The 20,580-nt window shown below is 58.2% G+C and carries 21 protein-coding genes; 9 read left to right on the top strand and 12 right to left on the bottom strand.

The window, feature by feature from the left end:
• Positions 1-4: 4 nt before the first annotated feature.
• The 5 genes from JK621_RS10830 to JK621_RS10810 all read right to left on the bottom strand — a co-directional run bounded on the left by JK621_RS10830 (position 5) and on the right by JK621_RS10810 (position 4,135).
• The gene (locus tag JK621_RS10830) at positions 5-727 is read right to left on the bottom strand and encodes an ABC transporter permease (protein ID WP_062870819.1); all 723 of its coding nucleotides are present in this window, start codon (positions 725-727) and stop codon (positions 5-7) included.
• The gene (locus JK621_RS10825; protein ID WP_212559789.1) at positions 727-1,419 is read right to left on the bottom strand and encodes an ABC transporter permease; all 693 of its coding nucleotides are present in this window, start codon (positions 1,417-1,419) and stop codon (positions 727-729) included. Before JK621_RS10825 ends, JK621_RS10830 begins: the two co-directional genes overlap by 1 nt.
• Before the next feature lie 54 nt (positions 1,420-1,473).
• Complete coding sequence (locus tag JK621_RS10820) at positions 1,474-2,247, bottom strand: ABC transporter substrate-binding protein (RefSeq protein WP_004944430.1); 774 nt, start codon at positions 2,245-2,247, stop codon at positions 1,474-1,476.
• 27 nt (positions 2,248-2,274) lie between these two features.
• Positions 2,275-3,036, bottom strand: a complete 762-nt coding sequence (locus JK621_RS10815) for a dimethylarginine dimethylaminohydrolase family protein (RefSeq protein ID WP_212559788.1) — start codon at positions 3,034-3,036, stop codon at positions 2,275-2,277.
• A 160-nt stretch (positions 3,037-3,196) separates the two neighbouring features.
• Entirely contained in the window at positions 3,197-4,135 is a 939-nt protein-coding gene (locus JK621_RS10810) for a LysR family transcriptional regulator (protein ID WP_212559787.1), read from the bottom strand.
• 96 nt (positions 4,136-4,231) lie between these two features.
• Between JK621_RS10810 and JK621_RS10805 the strand changes: the two genes are divergently transcribed.
• Positions 4,232-5,449 carry an MFS transporter gene (locus tag JK621_RS10805; RefSeq protein ID WP_212559786.1) on the top strand — a complete coding sequence of 406 codons (1,218 nt, stop codon included), beginning with the start codon at positions 4,232-4,234 and terminating at the stop codon, positions 5,447-5,449.
• A 38-nt stretch (positions 5,450-5,487) separates the two neighbouring features.
• Here the strand turns inward: JK621_RS10805 and JK621_RS10800 are convergent, their stop codons facing one another.
• From JK621_RS10800 to JK621_RS10790, 3 genes are all read right to left on the bottom strand, one after another.
• Positions 5,488-6,411 (bottom strand): substrate-binding domain-containing protein, encoded by a 924-nt coding sequence (locus JK621_RS10800; protein WP_212559785.1) that lies wholly within the window; start codon positions 6,409-6,411, stop codon positions 5,488-5,490.
• 93 nt (positions 6,412-6,504) lie between these two features.
• A complete protein-coding gene (locus JK621_RS10795; RefSeq protein WP_212559784.1) occupies positions 6,505-7,284 on the bottom strand; it encodes a TIM barrel protein in 780 nt (259 codons plus the stop codon).
• Positions 7,284-8,300 carry a Gfo/Idh/MocA family oxidoreductase gene (locus tag JK621_RS10790; RefSeq protein WP_212559783.1) on the bottom strand — a complete coding sequence of 339 codons (1,017 nt, stop codon included), beginning with the start codon at positions 8,298-8,300 and terminating at the stop codon, positions 7,284-7,286. The genes JK621_RS10795 and JK621_RS10790 overlap by 1 nt, the downstream gene beginning before the upstream one ends.
• 195 nt (positions 8,301-8,495) lie before the next feature.
• Here JK621_RS10790 and JK621_RS10785 point away from each other — a divergent pair, with 195 nt between their 5' ends.
• From JK621_RS10785 to JK621_RS10760, 6 genes are all read left to right on the top strand, one after another.
• The gene (locus JK621_RS10785; RefSeq protein ID WP_212559782.1) at positions 8,496-10,466 is read left to right on the top strand and encodes a sigma-54-dependent Fis family transcriptional regulator; all 1,971 of its coding nucleotides are present in this window, start codon (positions 8,496-8,498) and stop codon (positions 10,464-10,466) included.
• A gap of 57 nt (positions 10,467-10,523) precedes the next feature.
• Positions 10,524-10,826, top strand: a complete 303-nt coding sequence (locus JK621_RS10780) for a SelT/SelW/SelH family protein (RefSeq protein ID WP_212559781.1) — start codon at positions 10,524-10,526, stop codon at positions 10,824-10,826.
• 98 nt (positions 10,827-10,924) lie between these two features.
• The gene (locus JK621_RS10775) at positions 10,925-11,419 is read left to right on the top strand and encodes a TIGR00645 family protein (RefSeq protein WP_212559780.1); all 495 of its coding nucleotides are present in this window, start codon (positions 10,925-10,927) and stop codon (positions 11,417-11,419) included.
• 257 nt (positions 11,420-11,676) lie between these two features.
• On the top strand, positions 11,677-12,132 hold the full coding sequence (gene fabZ, locus JK621_RS10770) for a 3-hydroxyacyl-ACP dehydratase FabZ (protein WP_212559779.1): 456 nt from the start codon (positions 11,677-11,679) through the stop codon (positions 12,130-12,132).
• Positions 12,133-12,168: 36 nt separating this feature from the next.
• Entirely contained in the window at positions 12,169-12,957 is a 789-nt protein-coding gene (locus JK621_RS10765; RefSeq protein WP_212559778.1) for a spermidine synthase, read from the top strand.
• A gap of 72 nt (positions 12,958-13,029) precedes the next feature.
• Positions 13,030-13,224, top strand: coding sequence for a ribbon-helix-helix protein, CopG family (locus JK621_RS10760; protein WP_006318355.1), 195 nt, complete (start codon positions 13,030-13,032; stop codon positions 13,222-13,224).
• A 54-nt stretch (positions 13,225-13,278) separates the two neighbouring features.
• On the opposite strand, the gene JK621_RS10755 is transcribed toward JK621_RS10760, so the two are convergent.
• Positions 13,279-14,493: an MFS transporter gene (locus JK621_RS10755; RefSeq protein WP_212559777.1), complete on the bottom strand. Its 1,215-nt coding sequence runs from the start codon at positions 14,491-14,493 to the stop codon at positions 13,279-13,281.
• 197 nt (positions 14,494-14,690) lie between these two features.
• Between JK621_RS10755 and JK621_RS10750 the strand changes: the two genes are divergently transcribed.
• A complete protein-coding gene (locus JK621_RS10750) occupies positions 14,691-15,305 on the top strand; it encodes a TetR/AcrR family transcriptional regulator (RefSeq protein WP_212559776.1) in 615 nt (204 codons plus the stop codon).
• A gap of 32 nt (positions 15,306-15,337) precedes the next feature.
• Here the strand turns inward: JK621_RS10750 and JK621_RS10745 are convergent, their stop codons facing one another.
• On the bottom strand, positions 15,338-16,411 hold the full coding sequence (locus JK621_RS10745) for a LacI family DNA-binding transcriptional regulator (protein ID WP_212559775.1): 1,074 nt from the start codon (positions 16,409-16,411) through the stop codon (positions 15,338-15,340).
• Between the two features lie 267 nt (positions 16,412-16,678).
• Here JK621_RS10745 and JK621_RS10740 point away from each other — a divergent pair, with 267 nt between their 5' ends.
• Positions 16,679-17,944 carry a maltoporin gene (locus tag JK621_RS10740; protein WP_212559774.1) on the top strand — a complete coding sequence of 422 codons (1,266 nt, stop codon included), beginning with the start codon at positions 16,679-16,681 and terminating at the stop codon, positions 17,942-17,944.
• 142 nt (positions 17,945-18,086) lie between these two features.
• Here JK621_RS10740 and JK621_RS10735 read toward each other — a convergent pair whose 3' ends face one another.
• A complete protein-coding gene (locus JK621_RS10735) occupies positions 18,087-18,407 on the bottom strand; it encodes a glucose PTS transporter subunit EIIB (RefSeq protein WP_212559773.1) in 321 nt (106 codons plus the stop codon).
• Between the two features lie 69 nt (positions 18,408-18,476).
• On the bottom strand, positions 18,477-20,537 hold the full coding sequence (locus JK621_RS10730) for a beta-galactosidase (RefSeq protein WP_212560180.1): 2,061 nt from the start codon (positions 20,535-20,537) through the stop codon (positions 18,477-18,479).
• Positions 20,538-20,580: the final 43 nt, after the last annotated feature.

The following is a 20,580-nucleotide window of genomic DNA, read 5'->3' as shown; positions in this document are numbered from 1 at the left end:
CGCCTCAGTCACGGCGAATAAAGGCCAGCCAGCGCCGTTCTGCCCGCGAAAACAGGAAGATCAGCAGGAAGGTGCAGAGCAGATAAAGCGCCGCCGCCATCAGGAAGGGAATAAACGGCGAATAGGTGGCGGCGTAAAAAGCGCGCGCCACCCCGGTAATGTCCAGCAGCGTCACCGTGCTGGCCAGCGACGTGGCGTGCAGCAGAAAGACCATCTCGTTATTCAGCGCCGGAATCCCCCGCCGTAACGTCGCCGGCAGCACCAGCCGGCGAATGATCTGCCACTGGCTCATGCCAAACGCCTCGCCGGCGACCCACTCCTGCCGGGGAAAGGTGCCCATCATGCCGGCCAACAGCTCGGCGACGTAGGCGCTGGTATTGAGCACCAACGCCAGCGTGGCGCAGAAAGTGGCGTCGCGAAACAGCAGCCAGAAAGGCTGATCGTTCTGCCAGCCCAACTGCACCACGTCGAACTGCGACAGGCCGTAGTAAATCAGCATCAATTGCAGATACAGCGGCGTGCTGCGGAAAAAATAGGTGACGCAACGGATCAACCAGGAGAGCGGGCGCGGGCCATACACCTGGCCGACCGCCATCAGCACCGCCAATAGCAGGCCCGGCACCACCGACAGCAAAAACAGTTTGGCCGTCAGCGCCAGCCCCGTCACATCCGAACCGTCGCTCCACAAAAAAGTGGGGGTCACTTCCAGCATATCTTGCAGAGTCATCAGCGTGTTCCTGCAGCGGTCGAGGAAGCCAGCGCGTAGCGGCGCGTCAGCCGGCTAAAGCCCCAACTGGAGATCGCGGTGATCGCCATATAGATCAGCGCCACCAGGAAATAGAACAGGAAGGTTTTTTGCGTCGCTCGCCCCGCCTGCTCCGCCAGCCACACCATGTCCTCCAGCCCCAGGATCGACACCAGCGCCGAGGCTTTCATCAAGCCGAGCCAGTTATTGTTGATCCCGGGAATGGCGAAACTCAGCATTTGCGGCAGCAGAACACGACGAAACACCTGCCCTGGGCGCATGCCGTAGGCCATTGCGGCTTCCAGTTGCCCGCGCTCAACGGTGAGAAAAGCGCCGCGAAAGGTTTCCGTGTAGTAAGCGCCAAACACGAAACCAATCGCCAGCACGCCGGAGATAAAGGTGTTGAAGCGCAACGGCCCCAACCCCAGCAGGCCAAGAACGCCGTTGACCAGCATTTCGCCGCCAAAGAACAGCAACAGCATGATCACCAGTTCGGGAATGCCGCGCACCAGCGTGGTGTACCCCGTCGATAGCCAACGCAGCCAGCGCGGGCCAAACAGCTTGATCAGCGCATTGATCAGGCCGAGCGCCAGCGCCACCGCCAGCGAAACCAGCATCACGCACAGCGACAGCGCCGCGCCGTGAGCCAGCAACGGCAAATACTCGATGACCATCCCACCCTCCCATACTTGACTTGATGCCGGGCCAGCCGGCGTCGGCGCGCCGGTTTAGCCGCCGTAAATGTCGAAGCTGAAATACTTTTTCTGGATGGCGTCGTAGGTGCCATCGGCGCGGATGGCCTTAATGGCGCCGTTGAGCGCGTCACGCAGCGCCGGGTTGTCCTTGCCCACCGCGATGCCCACGTCAGAGGAGATGCTGCTGTCCGTAATCGCCGGCCCGGCGAAAGCAAATTTCTGCCCGCGCGGCGTATCGATAAAGCTGCTGGCCGCCTGGGTATTATCCTGCAACGACGCATTAATCCGCCCGGACATCAAATCCAGATAGACATTGTCCTGGTTGGCGTAAGAAACGATCTTCACGCCCTGTCCGGCCCAATGTTTCTTCGCATAGGTTTCATGAATGGAACCGGTCTGCACGCCGACCGTTTTGCCTTTCAGGCTGGCGGCGTCCGGCAGCAACGGGCTGCCCTTGCGCGCCACCAACTGCGCCGAGCTGCGGTAGTAGCGATCGGTAAAGTCCACTTCTTTCTTGCGCTCGTCGGTGATGGTCAATGAAGCGATAATGGCATCGAACTTACGCGCATTGAGCGCCGCGATCATGCTTTCAAAAGGCTGTTTGACGAAAACGCATTTGGCATGCAGCTGCGTACACAGCGCATTGGCGATATCGATATCAAAACCGGTGATCTCGCCGCTGGGCGAAAGCACGTCAAAAGGCGGATAACCGCCGTCGACGCCAAAGCTGATGGTATCGAAAGACTGGGCCGCCGCCGGGCCACCCAGGGCCAGGCTGGTCAGTAGAACCGCTAATGTTTTTTTCATGGCTGAGATCCCCGGTGAAAGAAAGCGCTAGAAACGAAGTGACAGGCAGGTCAGGCCGCCGTCCATTTTTTTAAATTCGCTGGTGTCGAGCTGAACGATAGGCATGCCCAACTTTTCGATTTGGGCCAGCGTGTGTGGGTAACCCCGTGGGGTAATCAAGGTATCGTTGATCCACAGCGTGTTGCCGGCGTAGGACTCCGCTTCAGGGATGACGATGCCGTTAAAGCCGCTAAAGGCAGGATGGCGCTGGTAGTCTTCCGTCAGCAGCAGGGTGTTGTGGCCAACATAGTTGACGATGGATTTCAGGTGCAGACCGGCGCTGACTTCAATGGCGGTCACCCGGTAGCCATACGGCTCTACCGCAGCGGCAAACTCGCCAATGCCGGCTTCATCGGTGCGCGCCGTCAGGCCAATAAAAAACTGACGATCGACCAACAGCACGTCGCCGCCGTCAAGGTGGCCGCGCCGGCTCATCCGTACCACCGGGCGCACGCCTTCAAACAGCGGCGCAATGGTGTCCACCTCGCCCTGGCGGCTCGGCGCCCCCGGATGGGTGATCACCGTCAGCTCCGGCATCACCACCGCCGTGTCTTCCACAAAGTGAGCGTCCGGGAAGGCCGGGGCCGCCGGTAGCACCGTCACTTTCAGGCCCAGGCGCAGCAAGGTATCCACATAGGCCAAAAACTGACGGCCGGTGGCGGCGATATCCGGCGCGCCCAATTGAGCGGTAGTCTGGCCGCTGCCGCAGCTATCGGCAGGGAGTCTGGCAATGGCTTGAGTAAAGTGCATGGGCGATTCTCTCGAGTGAAATGGACAGTAGGTGTTCTTCGATTATCAAACAGATACCGTCGCCAATCAGGTCGAATCCGCCCGCCGGCGCTCTACATTTACGCTGTTTATCGCTGCGCTGACGACCTATTCCGCTGTGCGCCGGGCAAAACCGTCACCCTCACGGCAATGGCGCCTGCGCGCCGGTGATGCGCGGCATCACTTCTTTCATCAGCTCAAGGAATTTACGCAACCGCGCCGGATAATAACTGGCATAGGGGTAAAGCAGATAAATCGGCAAGGGCGCGGCGTGCCAGTCCGGCATCAACGGGGTAAGCAGCCCCTGCTCCAGATCCTGTTTGACCACCCAGGATGACAACATGGCCACCCCCACGCCGTTCAGCGCCGCCTTGCGCACGGCATAAAGGCTGTCGGTACTCAGCCTGGGAACGATGTCAAAACGGTAATCTTCGCCGCTGGCGGTATGCGTCAACGTCACTTCATTGCGATAAAAACTGTTTAGCGCCAGCCAGGGCAACTGCGCCAAATCGCCGATCTGCGCCGGCGGCGTGTGGCGCGCCAGCAGTTCAGGCGCAGCCACCACAATGCGCGGCACCTGCGCCAGCAGCACCGCGACCACCGAAGGATCGGTCACCGCACCGACGTGGATTGCGCAATCCACGCCTTGCGGAATGAAATCGGGCGAATGATCGTTGAGCGTCCATTCCACGCTGGTCTGACGATAGCGTTGCAGGTAATCCCCCAGCGGCCCGATCAGTTGATCCTGGCCAAAGGCATGCGGCGCACGCACCCGCAATACGCCCACGGGTTCATCGCGCACGCCGCGCAGTTCATCCTCCATGATTTGCCAGTGCTCAATCAGCTTGCGCGCATGCTGATAGCAACGCTCGCCGTCGTCCGTCAGCTTCATGGCGTGAGTCGTACGCTGGATTAATTTAACGCCGAGCAGTTGCTCCAGCACCTGGAGACGCCGGCTAATGGTGGGCTGTGAGGTGTTCATTTGCGCCGCCGCAGCCGAGAGGCTGCCGCTGTCGACAATGCGCACCAGAGTTTGCAGCATGGCTATACGATCGCCATTGGGAAAAGGATTTTTATTCATACGTATTACGTATAACAGTTTTACCTGTGCGGGGGCTACAGTTTCCACCGAAAACTGGCAAGAATAGCCCCACTTTACTCGTTCTGGATAACCGTCATGAGCCTGATTTCAGCCACCACCACCGCGCCCGACAATGCGCTTTCCGCCAAAATCGTTTTCCTGCTGGCCGCCGGCGCCGGTCTGAGCGTGGCGTCCATTTACTACAGCCAGCCGATGCTGAGCATTATGGGCAACACCTTCCACGCCGGGGTCAGCGATACCGGCATGGTACCCACGCTGACCCAGGCGGGCTATGCGCTGGGCATCCTGCTGCTGGCTCCGCTGGGCGACCGTCACGATCGCCGCCAGATCATTCGGATAAAGGGCGTGCTGTTGGCACTCACCCTGCTGCTGTGCGGTTTTTCTTCTTCATTTCCGCTGCTGTTGCTCAGCAGCCTGGCGATCGGCTTGGCCGCGACGGTAGCGCAGGACATTATCCCGGCGGCCGCCACGCTCGCTTCGGACGCCAACCGGGGCAAAACGGTAGGCACGGTGATGACCGGGTTGCTAGCCGGCATTTTACTCTCGCGCGTGTTCAGCGGCGTGGTGGCGGAATATTTCGGCTGGCGCAGCGTTTATATGCTGGCGGCATTGGGGGTGCTGGTCATTACCCTCACGATCGGCGCGGTACTGCCGCGTTTTAAACCCAATACCACGCTGAGCTACCCGGCGCTGCTGCGCTCATTGGGGAAACTGTGGGCCGACTACCCGGAACTGCGGCGTGCGGCGTTGGCTCAGGGCTTGCTGTCGGTCGCGTTCAGCGCTTTCTGGTCGACGCTGGCGGTCATGCTGGCGGAAAAATATCAGCTTGGCAGCGCCGTAGCCGGTGCTTTTGGGTTGGCAGGCGCGGCCGGTGCGCTGGCAGCCCCCCTGGCGGGCATGCTGGCCGATCGTCACGGGCCGGACTATGTCACTAAAATCGGCGCCGCCATGGTGGTGTGTTCATTCGCCCTGATGTTTCTGCTGCCCTGGCTTCCGCTGCCCGCACAGCTGGCGCTCATCGCGCTGAGCGCGGTCGGTTTTGATCTTGGTATCCAGGCGACGCTGGTGGCGCACCAGACCATTATTTACGCCATCAATCCGGCTGCCCGCAGCCGCCTGAATGCCATCATGTTTACCCTGGTGTTCATCGGTATGGCGAGCGGTGCCGCTCTCGGCAGCAAAGTCCTCGAAAGCGCCGGTTGGCCGGGCGTCGTATTGCTGGCCACGCTGGCGTCGGCGGGCGGCCTGACGCTGCGCATGCTGGCCAAGCGCACCCCGCGCGCCGTCGCCTGAGTAATGAAACCATCCGACAATAGCCGCAGAACCTGCGGCTATTGTTGATTGGCGGCCGCAAACTCCGCCAGATTCTGCTGAGTGACGGTTTTATAAGGCACCCAGTGGTAAGCCTCGGTCTTTTGCTTTTCCAGCAATGCCCTGGTGACCTGCACCGCCCCGATAGCCTGCCCTTTGGCGTCCTGGAAAATGGTCAATACCATGCCACCGTTTTTAATAAACTGCAGGCCGTCCGGCGTACCGTCAATGCCCGCCACCAGGACGCTTTTGTTTTTGGCCTGGTTCAGCGCCATGATGGCGCCAATCGCCATTTCATCGTTATTGGCGGCGATAGCGTCGATCGGGCGGCCGTTCAGCAACCACCCGGACACCACATCCACCGCTTCATTGCGCTGCCATTTGGCGCTCTGCTTTTCCAGTACCTTCATGTCCTTATACCTGGCGATCACCGCTTCCACCGCGCGGGTGCGTTCACGCGCCTCTTCATTGGACAGCGCACCCATCAGGATCGCCACATTACCGCGATAATTCATCCGTTTCGCCAGCGCCTCCATTTGCAACTTGCCGCCTTCCGCCGAGTCTGACCCCACATACGCCATGGCATTACCCAGCTTAACTTCCGGTTTGCGATTGACGAAAATCAGCGGGATGTGGGCACGCTCGGCGGCATCCATCATCGGCTTCACGCCCTGGGTATCCACCGGGTTGAGGATAATGGCATCCACCCCCAGGTTGATGAAATCGTCCACCTGTTGCACTTGCAGCGCCACGTCGCCTTTGGCATCGACAAACTGGCCGTCCATGTTCAACCGCTTAAGTTCGCTCACCATTTGCGAGCGTAAAATGGACACGAAGTTGAGATCGAAATTGGCCAGCGCGACGCCGACCTTGTAGGTTTTCGCCTGGGCGTTAAAAGCCATAAACAGGCTCAGCAATATCAACAGCACGCTTCTGATTTTCATGATGTCATCCTGTAGGTTGAGATAAATTTATTATTAAAATCAATGCATCACTTTTTATCCCGGGCAACAGACCACAGCCCGGGGTTACTGCGGTTATAAAGTGAAATGGTCGCGGAACTGTTGCAGCGCCGCGGTGCTGTCATCGGATGCCCATCCCTCCAATGCCACTACGCCCCGGTAGCCGATCTCGTCCAACGCGCGGGCGATGGCCCGGTAGTTGATTTCGCCGGTCCCCGGCTGTTGCCGCCCCGGTACGTCGGCCACCTGAATTTCGCCGATCGCCGGCCCGCAACGGCGAATAAGCTCGATGAGATTGCCTTCGCCGATTTGCGCATGATAAAGATCGAGGTTCATCTTCAGGCCTGGGCTGTTGACCGCCTCAACCAAGGCCAGCGTGTCGCAGGCTTTGGCAAAGGGCGTGCCCGGATGGTCGCGCGGCAGGTTGAGGTTTTCCAACGTGAACACCTTGCCGGCGCGCTCACCCCGTTGCGCCAACTTGCCCAGGGTATCGGCCGCCTTCAGCCACATGGCGCCGGTCACCACCTCCACCGGCTTCACCGGCAAGCCGTTGGGATCCAGGCCGGTGCCGTGCAGATTCAGGCTGGGGCAGTTCAACCGCTGCGCGATGGCAAGCGACAGTTCCGCCGTTTGCAACAGCTGGGCGATATCCTCGTCGTCGGTCAGGTTGCCGGCGAGATAACCGGTCATTGAAGTAAAACGCGCGCCGGTGCCAATCAGCGCATCAAGATCTTTATTTTCCCAGTTCCAGATCTCGACGCCGAAGCCGAGCGCATGAATACGCGCGACCCGTTCAACAAACGGCAGATCGAGAAACACCATCTCGGCGCATACAGACAGCTGATATCCGGCCATTATGGTCTCCCCAGCGTGATCGGTTTGCCCTGCTTCACCGACTCGATACAGGCCAAGGCAATCTCCAGCGCATTGCGGGCATCCTGTCCGGTCGCGCGCGGCGTTTCCCCCTGCCGGACACAGCGGGCGAATTCAGTCAGCTCCGCCACATAAGCGTCATGCAGCAGATCGGTATCCTGACGCGAGGTTTCGATGGCGATACCGCCGGCGTGATAGCGCACGCAGTTATTCAGGTTGATATTGCCCGCCTGCAGCATCCCTTTGCTGCCAAACACCTCGCCGCGTACGTCGTAGCCGTAAACCGCCTGGAAGTTGGCTTCTGCGGTAGCGATGGCGCCGTTATCAAAGCGAATCGTCACCACGGCGGTGTCCAGTAACCCCTTATCCTTGAAGTCCGGGCGCACCAGCGCATCCGCCAGCGCGTATACCTCAACCGGCCTGGCGCCCGGGTTGAAGTGCAACAGCGTGTCAAAATCGTGGATCAGCGTTTCCAAAAAAATGGTCCAGGCGGGGATCGGCGCCGGATCGCGCAACTGCGGATCGCGGGTTACCGATCGTGAAAGCTGGGTAATGCCATTCTCTCCCGCCTTCACGGCGGCAATGGCGGCGGCAAAACCGCTGACAAAGCGGCGATTAAACCCCACTTGCAGCACGACGCCCGCCTGTTTGGCGGCGGCGATGGCCCGATCCGCCTCTTCCAGCGTGATGGCCATCGGTTTTTCGCAGAACACATGCTTCCCTGCCCGGGCGGCGGCAATCACCCATTCCGCATGGGTACGCGCCGGGGAAGCAATGGCTACCGCATCAATTGCGCTGTCATCCAGCATGCTCTGCAAATCGCTAAAGGCGCTGACGCCCAGCCTGTCCGCCAATCGCTGCGCGGCCCCCGGCAGCGGATCGGCCACGGCGGCCAAAACGGCGCCCGGCACGCGTCGCGCCAATGACTCCGCATGGAAACTGCCCATTCGGCCGGCACCGATCAGGCCAACGCGCACGTTTTGAGGTGAATGACTCATAGTGATTCCTTATGTGGGTTAACGCCCTTGTCGGGCTACGGAGTTCACTGTGGGTATTGCAAAGGGGATGCCAGCTCGAAAAGCGGGGAATTTGTGAAGCGCTGCACAGATAGAAGCGGCGGAGTGACAACTAAATTGACATGTAAATTTCACATGTCAATAAAATGAACATTACATTCCACACTGGAGAGCCGCATGCACACTGCCGCCGGACTGATGCCGATCAAAGATGAGAGCGACCCGATTTTCAGCCTCCCGGAAGGCCCGGAGGCCAGTGAATGGGACAGCCTGTTTTGGCAAGGCTGGCAGGCGTTTAACGAGGGTGGACAACCCGGCTGGATCCGCAGGTCGATCCTGCAATCCTGGCAACGTTCGCGTGAAAACGGCATTGACCCCGAGGAGTTCGTGTATCACTCGCCGCCGGCAGACCGGTTGCAGATGATTCTGGCGCAAAACAGCGAGCTGATTAAGGTGGCGCACAGCATCATGGAAAACCTGCTGGCCTACAACCCTGACGGCCACATCAACCTGACCGACGCCAACGGCGTCACCCTTCACTACTGCGGCGCGGATTTGACGCCGGTCGGCAGCATCCTGAGCGAGGAGGTTCAGGGCACCAACTGCACCGCGCGCTGCCTGCGGGAACAGCGCCTGGTGTATGTGTTAAGCGGTGAAAACTGGAAAATGGCGCTGCGTCAGCGCCATCGCCAATGTGCGGCGGCGCCGGTGCGTAACGCTGAAGGCGTGATGATCGGCGTGCTGACGCTCACCGCCACGCCGGATAACTTCAACGCCCACACCCTGGGCACGGTACAGGCGGCTGCGGAGGCCGTCGGCCAACAGTTGCAGTTGCGTCGGCTGCTGGCGGAGCAACAGTCCATTCTGGAAACGCTGAATGAAGGAGTTATTGTCTGCGATCGCCACGGCAGGCTGAAAACCGTCAACCGCTATGCGCGCCAGATTTTTGACGGACTGGAGCCTGGCGAACTGCCTATCGATCAGTTGCTGCGCCCGCAGTCCGGCTCGTTGCTGACCATGCCGTTTTGTAACGATCGTGAAATGGTCTTTATGCCCGAAGGCAAACCGGCGCTCTCCTGCGTGATTTCACTGATGCCCGCGCCGGATGACGGCCGGGTGCTCTCCCTGCGGGAGAACCAGCGTATTCGCGCCATCACCCGCCGCGTGATGGGCGTCAGCGCCAGCTATACCTTTGACATGATATACGGCCATTCCAGCCGCATACGGGAGGCCATCGCCAAGGCGCGCACCAGCAGCCGCAGCGACAGCACCGTACTGCTGACCGGCGAGAGCGGAACCGGCAAAGAGCTGTTTGCCCAGGCGATCCACAACGGCAGCACACGCAGCAACGAGCCTTTCGTTGCCGTTAACTGCGGCGCCTTGCCGCGCGATCTGGTGCAGAGCGAGCTTTTCGGTTACGTGGATGGCGCCTTTACCGGCTCGCGCCGTGGCGGTTCCGCCGGCAAGTTTGAGCTGGCGGATGGCGGCACTCTGCTGCTCGACGAAATCGGCGAAATGCCGCTGGATGCGCAAACCAGCCTGCTGCGCGTGTTGCAGGAGAGCGAAGTGTTGCGGATCGGCGCCACGCACCCGGTGAAGGTTAACGTACGCATCGTGGCGGCCACCAATTGCGATCTGGCGCTGGCCGTGGAACAAGGCGCTTTTCGGCGCGATCTGTATTACCGCCTCAACGTCATCTCCCTCTCCGTTCCGCCGCTGCGCGAACGACGGGAAGATATCGCCGGGCTGGTTAACGGCTTTGTGCACAAACTCTGTACGCGCATGAAAAAGATCCCGCCGCAGGTATCGCCGCAGGCGATGGCCTGCCTTAGCGCCTGGCGCTGGCCGGGCAACGTGCGCGAACTGGAAAATCTGGTGGAAAGAATGGTGAACCTGTGCGAAGGGCTGCAGATCGACGTGGGCGACCTGCCGGAGGAAATCACGCGCGATCGTACTGAACCTGACGCCGCGCCGTCCGCCAGGCTGGAAGACAACGAACGAACCCATATCATGCAGGTGATTGAATCCAGCGGCGGCAATCTGCGGCAGGCCGCGCGGCGGCTCGGGCTATCGCGCACCACGCTGTACAATAAAATCAATAAATGGCGGATCGATCTGACCCTGTTGCGCCCTGACCGGCCGGCTTGACAGGGCTGCGGCGGCATTCGATGATGATGAGAAAATCTTAGCGCCCAGGCCTGCTCAATGAAAACGTCCCCCGCTGTCACCATTCACTATTGTTCGCAATGCAACTGGCTGCTGCGCGCCGCGTGGATGGCGCAAGAATTGCTCCACACCTTCGGCACCGATTTGGCCGCAGTTACGCTGGTTCCCGGCACCGGCGGCATTTATGAGATCACCGTGGATGGCGCCGTCATTTGGGATCGCAAAACCGAAGGCGGCTTCCCCGACGCGGCAGCGCTCAAACAGCGTTTGCGCGATACATGCTTTCCCGAGCGGCCATTAGGCCACGTGGATAACAAGGGCAAAACCCAAGGTACGGAATAACCGTTTGCATGGCTGTGGGCATACCCCACCCGACTTGCCTTTCGCCGGGCGTTCTGAGCTATACTGTGCGCCTCTTTTGGTAACAAACTCAGATGATTATGGAACGCTTTTTAGAAAACGCCATGTATGCCTCTCGCTGGCTGCTTGCCCCGGTTTACTTTGGTTTGTCGTTGGCGCTGGTGGCGCTGTCGGTCAAATTCTTCCAGGAGATACTGCATGTTCTGCCGAACATTTTCTCCATAACCGAAGGGGATCTGGTGCTCACCCTGCTTTCGCTGATCGATATGGCGCTGGTAGGTGGCCTGCTGGTCATGGTGATGTTCTCGGGTTATGAAAACTTTGTTTCGCAATTGGATATCAGCGAAGACAAAGAAAAGTTGAGCTGGCTGGGGAAAATGGACGCCACCTCTCTGAAGAGCAAGGTAGCCGCATCCATCGTCGCGATCTCGTCCATTCACCTGTTGCGGGTGTTTATGGATGCCAAGAACGTGCCGGACAATAAGCTGATGTGGTACGTGATTATCCACCTCACCTTCGTGCTTTCCGCTTTCCTGATGGGCTACCTCGATAAAATAACGCGTGATAAAGGCTGATTAACCGCCCTGGCCGTCATCATCCTGATGGCGGCCATTCCCTCCTCGATTAAAAAATCAATATATCAACATCTTACATTGAAATTTTCATCGTCAACTTCATGTGACATTGTCACCATGCATCGCTAATGTTTATCTTGCCGATTTTTCAGTTGGTGCATGAGATGATAATAACATTATAATGCTATTACATTCCCGCCGGGCGCAGAGGCCACCGTTGGCCAAGTTTCGTCCCGCTGACAGGATCCAAATCAATCATGCCGCTGAATGGTAATCCCCTGCAGTACCAGGATGTTCAATCTATCCTGCCACATCGGTTCCCCTGTCTGCTGGTCGACCGCATTCTGCCCGCCGGCACGTCGATTCCTGATGGGCGCTTGAGCGCCATCAAAAACATAACCGCCAATGAACCGACCTTTTGGACCGGTCACCACCAGACCACCGTTTTCCCCGGTATCCTGATGGTGGAAGCATTGGCGCAAAGCACCGGCCTGCTGGCCCACTACTTTCTCGGCCCGCTGTCGCAAGGCGAGCATTACTATTTTGCGGCCATTCAACGCGCCCGTTTCTACCGCTCGGCTCAGCCCGGCGACCAATTGCGCATGGACGTCGTCTTTGTCCGGCAACGGTCCGGCATTGCCCGTTTTTCCGGGATGGCGACGGTCAATGGCCGCCGTATCTGTACGGCCGAATTTATGTGCGCCCGTAAATAAGCCGCCGTTTTATAAAGGAGCCAAAGCGAAGCTACCATGTCGATTGTTGATAAGTTGCTAAACAGTCTTGATTTTTCTCCCCGTGGACAGGTCATCGCCCGGGAGGAGGATCATTGCGGTGAAATTATCGTTTCTGACCACAAAGACTACCGTACCCTGCGTTTCGACGGCATTTGCGAGCAGAGCAAAATGTGCATCAGCGCGCCGCAGGTGCCGGTTCACAACTACATAAAAACCATGCTGATGGCGGTGGCCTGGCAGCCGCCTTCGGCGGCGCTGATCCTCGGGCTGGGGGGCGGCAGCCTGGTGCGGGCATTACATGCCTATGATCCCAACATGCTGCTGGATGTGGTGGAACTGCGCCCGGCGGTGGTGTCTGTCGCCCGCCGTTATTTCACCCTGCCCACGGATGACACCGTCACCTTGCACACCCTCGATGCCGCCGATTTTTTACAGGCTCCCGCCACTCGGCGTTATGATTTGATATTTTCCGATCTCTACAGCGCCTTCGCGATGGACCCGCAACAGGGCACGCGTAATTTTCTGGAGCAATGCGCAGGTCGCCTTTCGCCTCAGGGCTGGCTGGTGCTGAATTATCATGAGGTGCCCGATGACAGCACGCTGCTGTATCACAGTTTGCACTGCGCGTTTAAAACCGTTCTTTACTGCGTGGCGCCCAGCGGCAACGTCATTATTTACGCTGCGCCGGGCCATGTTGAGACGCCGCTCAGCCTGCTGCGCCAGCTTGCCGCCGCCGCCGGTCCGACCTTTGGCTGTGATTTAGGTTTTCTGTCGCGCAAAATTGAGCGGTTGCATTTTAACTAGAAACTGTGGTTTGGATAGCCGATTACCCAGCATGCCATTATCATTTGATTATCATCCTCTGGAGGAATCCTCATGGAAAAGAAAACGGCACGACTGACGATACTCATCGATCCGGATAAGAAAAAAGCCCTTGAAGAGCTGTGCCTGCAACAGGACGTCACCCCGTCGCAGGTGATCCGGCAACTGATACGGGACTATCTGCACAAGCATCAGGTGGAATACCCCAGTCAACCGACCCGTTCCAATCCCCGGGTAGATAACACCTGATCCGAGGATTGAAGCCGGATGGCGCACGGAATGCGCCATCTGCAACCGCCAGGTTCAGCCCTGGCGTCTTCCCGCGGAGAATCCGTGCCCTTTGGCCGCGGCCGCGACCGCCAACGCGCCCAACAGAAGCACCAGCGTTGCCCAGGGAAAAAACGCCGGGCCGTACCGATCAAGCAAGATCCCGCCGAAAATGCCGCCGCCCGCGATGGCGCTGTTCCAGGTGACCACGTTCATGGCCAGCGCCGCATCCGCACCTTCACCGGCGGCATCCGCCAGTGCGGTCTGCAGTAGCGTCGCCGCACCGCCGAAACTCAACCCCCACAGTGCCATACCGACACAAATCACCCGCGCGTTCTGGAACCCCAAGCCCAACAGCACGCTGGTGGTGGCGAAGAGCGCAAGGCTGGTCAGCACCGCCGTTCTCAGGTGGCTGTCAACCACCCGGCCGGTGATCCAGATCCCCACCAGCGCCGCCAACCCGAAAATAAGCAATACCGCATCAGCACGGTCGCCAAGGCCTGCCGGCGTAATAAAAGGCGCAACGTAGGTATAGAGAATGTTATGAGCGAACATCCACAGCACCACCACGCCCAATACCGATCTGACGCCGGGTGTCATCCACACCTTGTACAGCGGCATCCGTTTGGTTCCCGTCTGCCCCGGATAATCCGGCACCTTTGCCAGCACCCAAAGGATTAACGCCAACGACAGCAACGACATAACGCCAAAGGCGGTGCGCCAACCGACCACCGACCCCAGCCATGTCCCGAGCGGCACGCCCAGCGACAGCGCTACCGGTGCGCCCACCATCGCCACCGCCATCGCTTTGCCCTGAAAATGAGGCGCCACCATCCGGCGCGCATAGCCGGCGAGCAGGCTCCATGCCAGCCCCGCCGCCGCACCGGCAAAAAAGCGCGCCGTCAGCGTAACCACAATGCTGCCCGACATCGCAGTGATCGAGTTAAAGAGAAAAAACCCCACAATAGTCAACAGCAAAACGTTGCGCCGCCGCCAACGCTGAGTGGCGAGCGTCAATGGAATGGCAGCCAGTACCGAACCCAGCGCGTAGGCGGTGATCATCTGTCCGGCAAGCGAAGGCGACACCTGTAGGCCAGGTGCGATCTGGGCCAGCAAACCGGCGGGGAGCGTTTCGGTAGCAATGCAAATAAATCCCGTCATGGCTAATGCCAGCAGCGCGGCAATCGGCAGACGCTGAGCCTCCTCGGGGATCGCTCCGGCATCACTGCAATGGGTAGTTGTTTGGTTCATGGTTTATCCATTTATGTATCGATCGGTATAAATATAAGCGACAGCGAAATGCACTCTTTTGCCAAGGTGCATGTCGGTCAGTACGTCACTGGAATTGATTTATGTATCGAGTGGTATAATTATGCTAAGGAGCTATCATCTGAGTGTCAACAAGATTTATACTGATCGGTATGTAACTTACAAACAGGGAGTCAGTCATGGCACAAATGGGTCGCCCTCGCCGGTTCGACCGCGACGAGGCCGTTCAGCAGGCATTGCATCTGTTTTGGCAGCACGGGTATGAGGCCACTTCTCTGGCTCAGCTTAAAGCGCAGATTGGCGGCGGCATCAGCGCGCCCAGTTTTTATGCCGCCTTTGGTTCGAAAGAGGCGCTGTTCAGAGAGGCGGTAGCCTGCTATCTCAACAGCTATGGGCGGGTCAATGATGCGCTCTGGGATGATTCCCTCCCCCCCAGAGAGGCGATTGAAACCTCACTGCGCCGCTCGGTGAAGATGCAGTGTGAAGATAAACATCCCAAGGGGTGCATGGTTGCATTGGGCGTAATGTCAGGCGGTGCGGAGGAGCATTCGGCGGTCCTGAAGCCGCTTGCCGATTCGCGCCGGCGTACGCTGAACGGTTTTATTCACTGCATCAAAAGAGGCATTGCCAGCGGCGAACTGGCCAAGGATACCGACGCTGCCGCCATCGCCACTTTGTTTGACAGCTTCCTGCTGGGCGTTTCGACGTTGGCGCGCGACGGCGTCAGTCATTCGGTGCTCGATAGCGCAGTCACAGCCTTGCTGCCGATTTGGGACGCAAACGCCGGAGCCTGATCATACCGATGTCGAACAGCGCCGGAGCGCGATCACTGCTCCAGGCGTTGCGCCAACAGACGCAGCTGTTCGGCAATCTGCTTCAGGTCCTTGTCGTTATGTTCGCGCGGCCCGGTGGAATTGCGGATCACCAGCTTTGCCGACAGAATCGAGGACGCGCGCGACAGCTCGCTCTCGCTGGTGTTGAGCACCTTCCTGACCGCTTCCTTGCCCTGCAAATCCAGATCCAGCGAGACGGTGGTCAGCGCCGGGTAGAAGAAGGCGCTTTCATAAGCATCGTCATAGCCAATCACCGATTTTTGCCCCGGTATCGGCAGTTGGTTCTGATGGAAGGCGCTTAGCAGCCCGAGCGCCATTTGGTCATTCCCCACCAGCACCGCCGAGAAATGCGGGGTCTCGCGCAGCATCTGCAATGCGCCGGCGTAACCGCTTTGCGCATCCCAGTTGCCGTGCAGCACAGTGACCGGCGTCAGGCCATAATCCTGCAGCGCTTCCTGCCAGTTCTTCAGTCGCAAATTGGCCGAAATGGAGTATTGCGGCCCCGCCAGCAAGGCAAAGTCGCGGTGCCCCAGTTCGTACAGGTACTTGACGCTGGCGCGGGTGCCGTCCGCCGGGTTGAACGAAACGTTAAACACCGAACTGTAAGGGTCAACGTCGAGGAACAGGCAAGTAATGTCATCGTTGTCCGCGGCGATTTTCTCCGCCACCGCCGTCTCCAGCGGTACGTTGATGATGACCTTTTCTACCCGCTGCGATTTGAGATCGTTGATCGAATCCTGTATGCCATGATTGACGTTCTCATCAATCATTGAAATCAACACCTGATAACCTTCCGCATTGGCGTAACGCTTTACCGCCGCCGCCACCTGCGAAGGGGCATGCAGAGCCAGGGAGATGGTGACCAGCCCCAGCGTTCGGCTCTGTTTGCCCACCAACTGCTGCGCCAGGCGATTGGGCACGTACCTGAGCAATTCAATGGATTGCTCAACCTTGCGACGCGTGGCTTCAGAGACATTGGCAGACTTGTTCAACACCCGTGAAACCGTCTGGTAAGACACGCCGGCATGACGGGCAACATCTTCTAACGTGGTGCTTTTCGACTTCATAATCCGTTCCCTGTGATTGCTCTGGACTGATTGTAACAGGCGCCCCCCTCACCGCATAGTTACCCCGATCACATCCATCAAATTTCAAAAAAAGTTATTCGTTCACATAACCAGCCTTAGTGATCTTTCTCACTAACCGTTACAAATCCTGCTGTTTTATTTGCACTAAATCACAATAAATCAATAACGCGATTGTTTGTTGTCATGATTAGCCATTCTATTGCTGCGTGGATGTGAACGTAATACAAAAAACATAATGAGGCATACATGAAAACAAGACTACGCACATTGTCTGTCGCTTTGGCGATGGCGCTTTCCTCACCGGTCGCTTTTGCCGTCGAAACCCCAGGGATCGATTTCCATGGCTATCTGCGTTCCGGGGTCGGCGTATCCCAGGATGGTGGATTGGAAGAATGGCAGAAGAACAAAATTGGCCGCCTGGGCAACGAATCCGATACTTACGGTGAAGTTGAACTGGGCAGCGAAGTCTACAAAAAGAACGACGTCAGCTTCTATCTCGACACTATGGTCAGCATGGTGTCGGACGGTTCAAACGACAACGAAACCACGCTGGGAGATGACGCGCAATTCGGGCTGCGTCAGCTTAATCTGCAAATCAAGGGGCTGATCCCGGGCGACCCGAACGCGGTGATTTGGGGCGGCAAGCGCTATTATCAGCGCCACGACCTGCACATCATCGATACCAAATACTGGAACATTTCGGGTGCCGGCGCCGGCGTGGAAAACCTCTCCTTCGGGCCGGGCGCCATCTCCGTAGCCTGGATCCGCGGTGACGGCAACGACGTGGATTACCGTGTCGACAACACCAACGACCTCAACATCAACTATCTCGACCTGCGCTATGCCGGCTGGAAGCCGTGGACCGGCGCCTGGACCGAGTTTGGTATCGACTATGCGATGCCGAACCCGACCAACAAGCAAAAAGAGTACGGCGGCCTGTACGACGCGGAAAACGGCGTGATGCTGACCGGCGAGATCAGCCAGGACATGCTGGGCGGCTATAACAAAATGGTGTTGCAGTACGCCACCAAAGGGTTGGCGCAGAACATGGTGTCCCAGGGCGGCGGTTGGTATGACGTCTGGAACAATACCCGCGATGCCACCGGTTACCGGGTGATCAATACCGGTCTGATCCCGATTACCGATAAGTTCTCCCTTAACCACGTGTTGACCTGGGGCTCCGCCAACGACCTGAGCGATGCGATCGACAAAAGCAACCTGATCTCTCTGGTGGGCCGGGCGCAGTACCAGTTCACGCAGTACGTACGCGGCATTGGCGAAGCCGGCGCTTTCTACCAGAAGGATGACCACAAAGACGGTAGCCACTACAAGCAAGGCGGCGAGAAGTACACGCTGGCGTTGGGGCTGGCGGATGGGCCGGAATTCATGTCCCGCCCTGAATTGCGCGTATACGCCTCCTATCTCAATGATTCAGAGCAAGGCAATTCATTCAAGGACGGCACCGCCAGCAATACCTGGAACTTTGGCGTGCAGGTTGAAGCCTGGTGGTAACAGGCTTGCATCAGGGTAAATAACGACTCTTGCTTCATTGGCAGTACTTAATTATCTCATCATTATCTCCTGTGTCTTTGACGACGCTCTCCGGTTGCTGTCGTCCATTGGTAACCACCCAAAGGTGGTTACCAATTATTTTTTATTCCTGATGATTAACCGAAAAACGCTCCGCCAGTAATTTACGCAAATTATCCGACTGCTTGCCAAATATCGCGTGCACCTCCTGACCAATAATAATCACCCCCAAAGCGCCCGACTGCTGCAAGCCTTCCGTATCGACCTTGGCTAAATCCGTCACCGTCACGCGCAAGCGGGTAATACAGGCATCGACATGCCGGATATTTTCTCGGCCGCCTAAATGCTGCATCAGCGTTTTTAAAAAAGACATATCGACGTTATTATCTTCCACCGGCGATTTCGGGTGCGAGAAATAATGCGTAAAGGCTTTTAAACTGACCATGGTTATTTCCTCATAAGAGACGGGCGTAAAAAAACGCCCGTTCGACTGAACGGGCGCAAGGGGAAGAAACTATGCCAACTTGCGGGTCAATATGCGGCAGCCCCAGGGGGCCAACGTCATTTCGCCCTGTAGAGTATGAGCACTCGACATATCGGTATACGCCGCCGGCAACGCCACGGCTTTTGCCTTGTCGCTGTAGTTTTGCACGATAATAAACTCGGATTCCCCGTCGGTGCGCCGCTGTGCGGTCACGCCCGGCGGCAATGCCGTCTCCAGCGCGCGCGGCAACGCCAGCTCTTGCGCTATCGCCATAAAGAAATCGCGCTGGAAAGAGGCATCGTTGCGCGAAGCGACATACCACGCCTTGCCGTCGCCAAAACGGTTGACCGTCAACGCCGGGCGGCCGGCATAGAAGTCGCCGCCGTAAACCGCCTGCGCGCTGGCGCCTTCCAGATTGATCAACTCGCACAGATGGCGCGCCTGATAACTGCCCTGCAAACCCAACTCGTTGCCCGGCACGCCGCGAATGCTGTTGGTTTCGTCATCCGTCAGGCTGTCGATCTCTTCCGCCCAGATCCCCAGCAACGGCCGCAGCGGCCCCGGGAAACCGCCCAGGTGGCACAGATCGCTTTCATTGACGATGCCGCTCCAGTAGCTGGCGACAAACTGCCCGCCCTGCCGGACAAAGGTTTCCGCCCGCGCGGCAAAGCCTTCGCGCACCATATACAGCATCGGCGCAATCACCAGTTGATAGCCGGAAAGATCGCAATCGGCGTTGATGATATCCACCGCAATACCCTGCTCCCAGAACGGGCGATAATGCTCCACCACCGTCTGTTCATAATGCAGCCCGGCGTTGCGCGGCCCTTGGGCATCGTCCATCGCCCAGCGGCTTTCCCAGTCGAAGATAATCGCCACCCGCGCCTCGACCCGGCTACCGGCGACCGGTGCCATGGCGGCCAGCAACCGGCCCAGTTCGCTCACTTCCTTGCCGACGCGGGTGTCCAGCCGCCCGGAATGGTCAATCACCGCGCCGTGGAATTTCTCCACCGAGCCGCGGCTTTTACGCCACTGGAAGTACTGTACCGAATCCGCGCCGTGCGCGACCGCCTGCAGTGAGGAGAGAATATGCATGCCCGGCTTCTTCAGCTTGCTGATCGGCTGCCAGTTGGTGACGCTCGGCGTCGATTCCATCAGCACAAAAGGCTTGCCCTGCTTCAGGCTGCGCATCAGGTCGTGGAACATGGCGGTATAGCAGGCCAGGCCGGTTTCGTCCTGCCGGTTATGCCACATCGGGTAGCTGTCCCAGGAGATGAAATCGATGACTTTCGACATCTGCCAGTAATCGTAATCGTAGAAATATTCCATAAAGTTGGTGGTGGCCGGCAAGTCTGGATTGGCCGCCTTCAGCGGCGCGATTTCCTGCGCGCAGAAATCGGTGGCCTGGGTGCTGCAAAAACGCCGCCAGTCCAGGTTCAGACCGTGAATCGACACCTCACCCTGCGGCGCAGGCGATTCAATCTGCGACCAGTCGCTGTAGGTGTGGCTCCAGAAATCGCTCCACCAGGCCTCGTTCAACTGCTCCAGCGTCTGATAACGCTGCTGCAGCCAATCGCGGAAATCGCTCTGGCAACGGCTGCAATGGCACTCGCCGCTGTATTCGTTGGAAATATGCCAGCCAATCACCGCCGGGTGGTGCGCATAGCGCTGAGCCAACGCCAGGTTGATCTCATTCACCTTGCGGCGATACACCGGGGAGGACAGGCAGTGGTTGTGCCGGCCACCGTGCAACGCCGATACCCGATTGCGCCCCACGCGCAGCACCTCCGGGTATTTCTGCGACAGCCACGCCGGGCGCGCGCCGCTTGGCGTAGCCAAAAACACGTGAATACCCTGCGCATATAACTTATTCAGCACCTCGTCCAACCAAGCGAATTGATATTTCCCCTCTTCCGGTTCAAGCTTCGACCAGCTGAATATCCCTACCGACATAATATTGCAGTTAGCCTGCTTCATCAGTTCTACATCTTTCTCCACCATGCCCGGATAATTAGCCCATTGTTCCGGGTTATAGTCGGCCCCATGCAATAGGCCAGGCACCTTTGCACTCAAAGGAGGGAATTTATTCATCATGATTCCTTAGAAAATAATTACCGAAATTCTTTATTACTGA

This window comes from Serratia plymuthica (assembly GCF_018336935.1).
GTDB lineage: Bacteria > Pseudomonadota > Gammaproteobacteria > Enterobacterales > Enterobacteriaceae > Serratia > Serratia plymuthica_B.
This window is presented reverse-complemented; position numbering and strand designations above follow the sequence as displayed.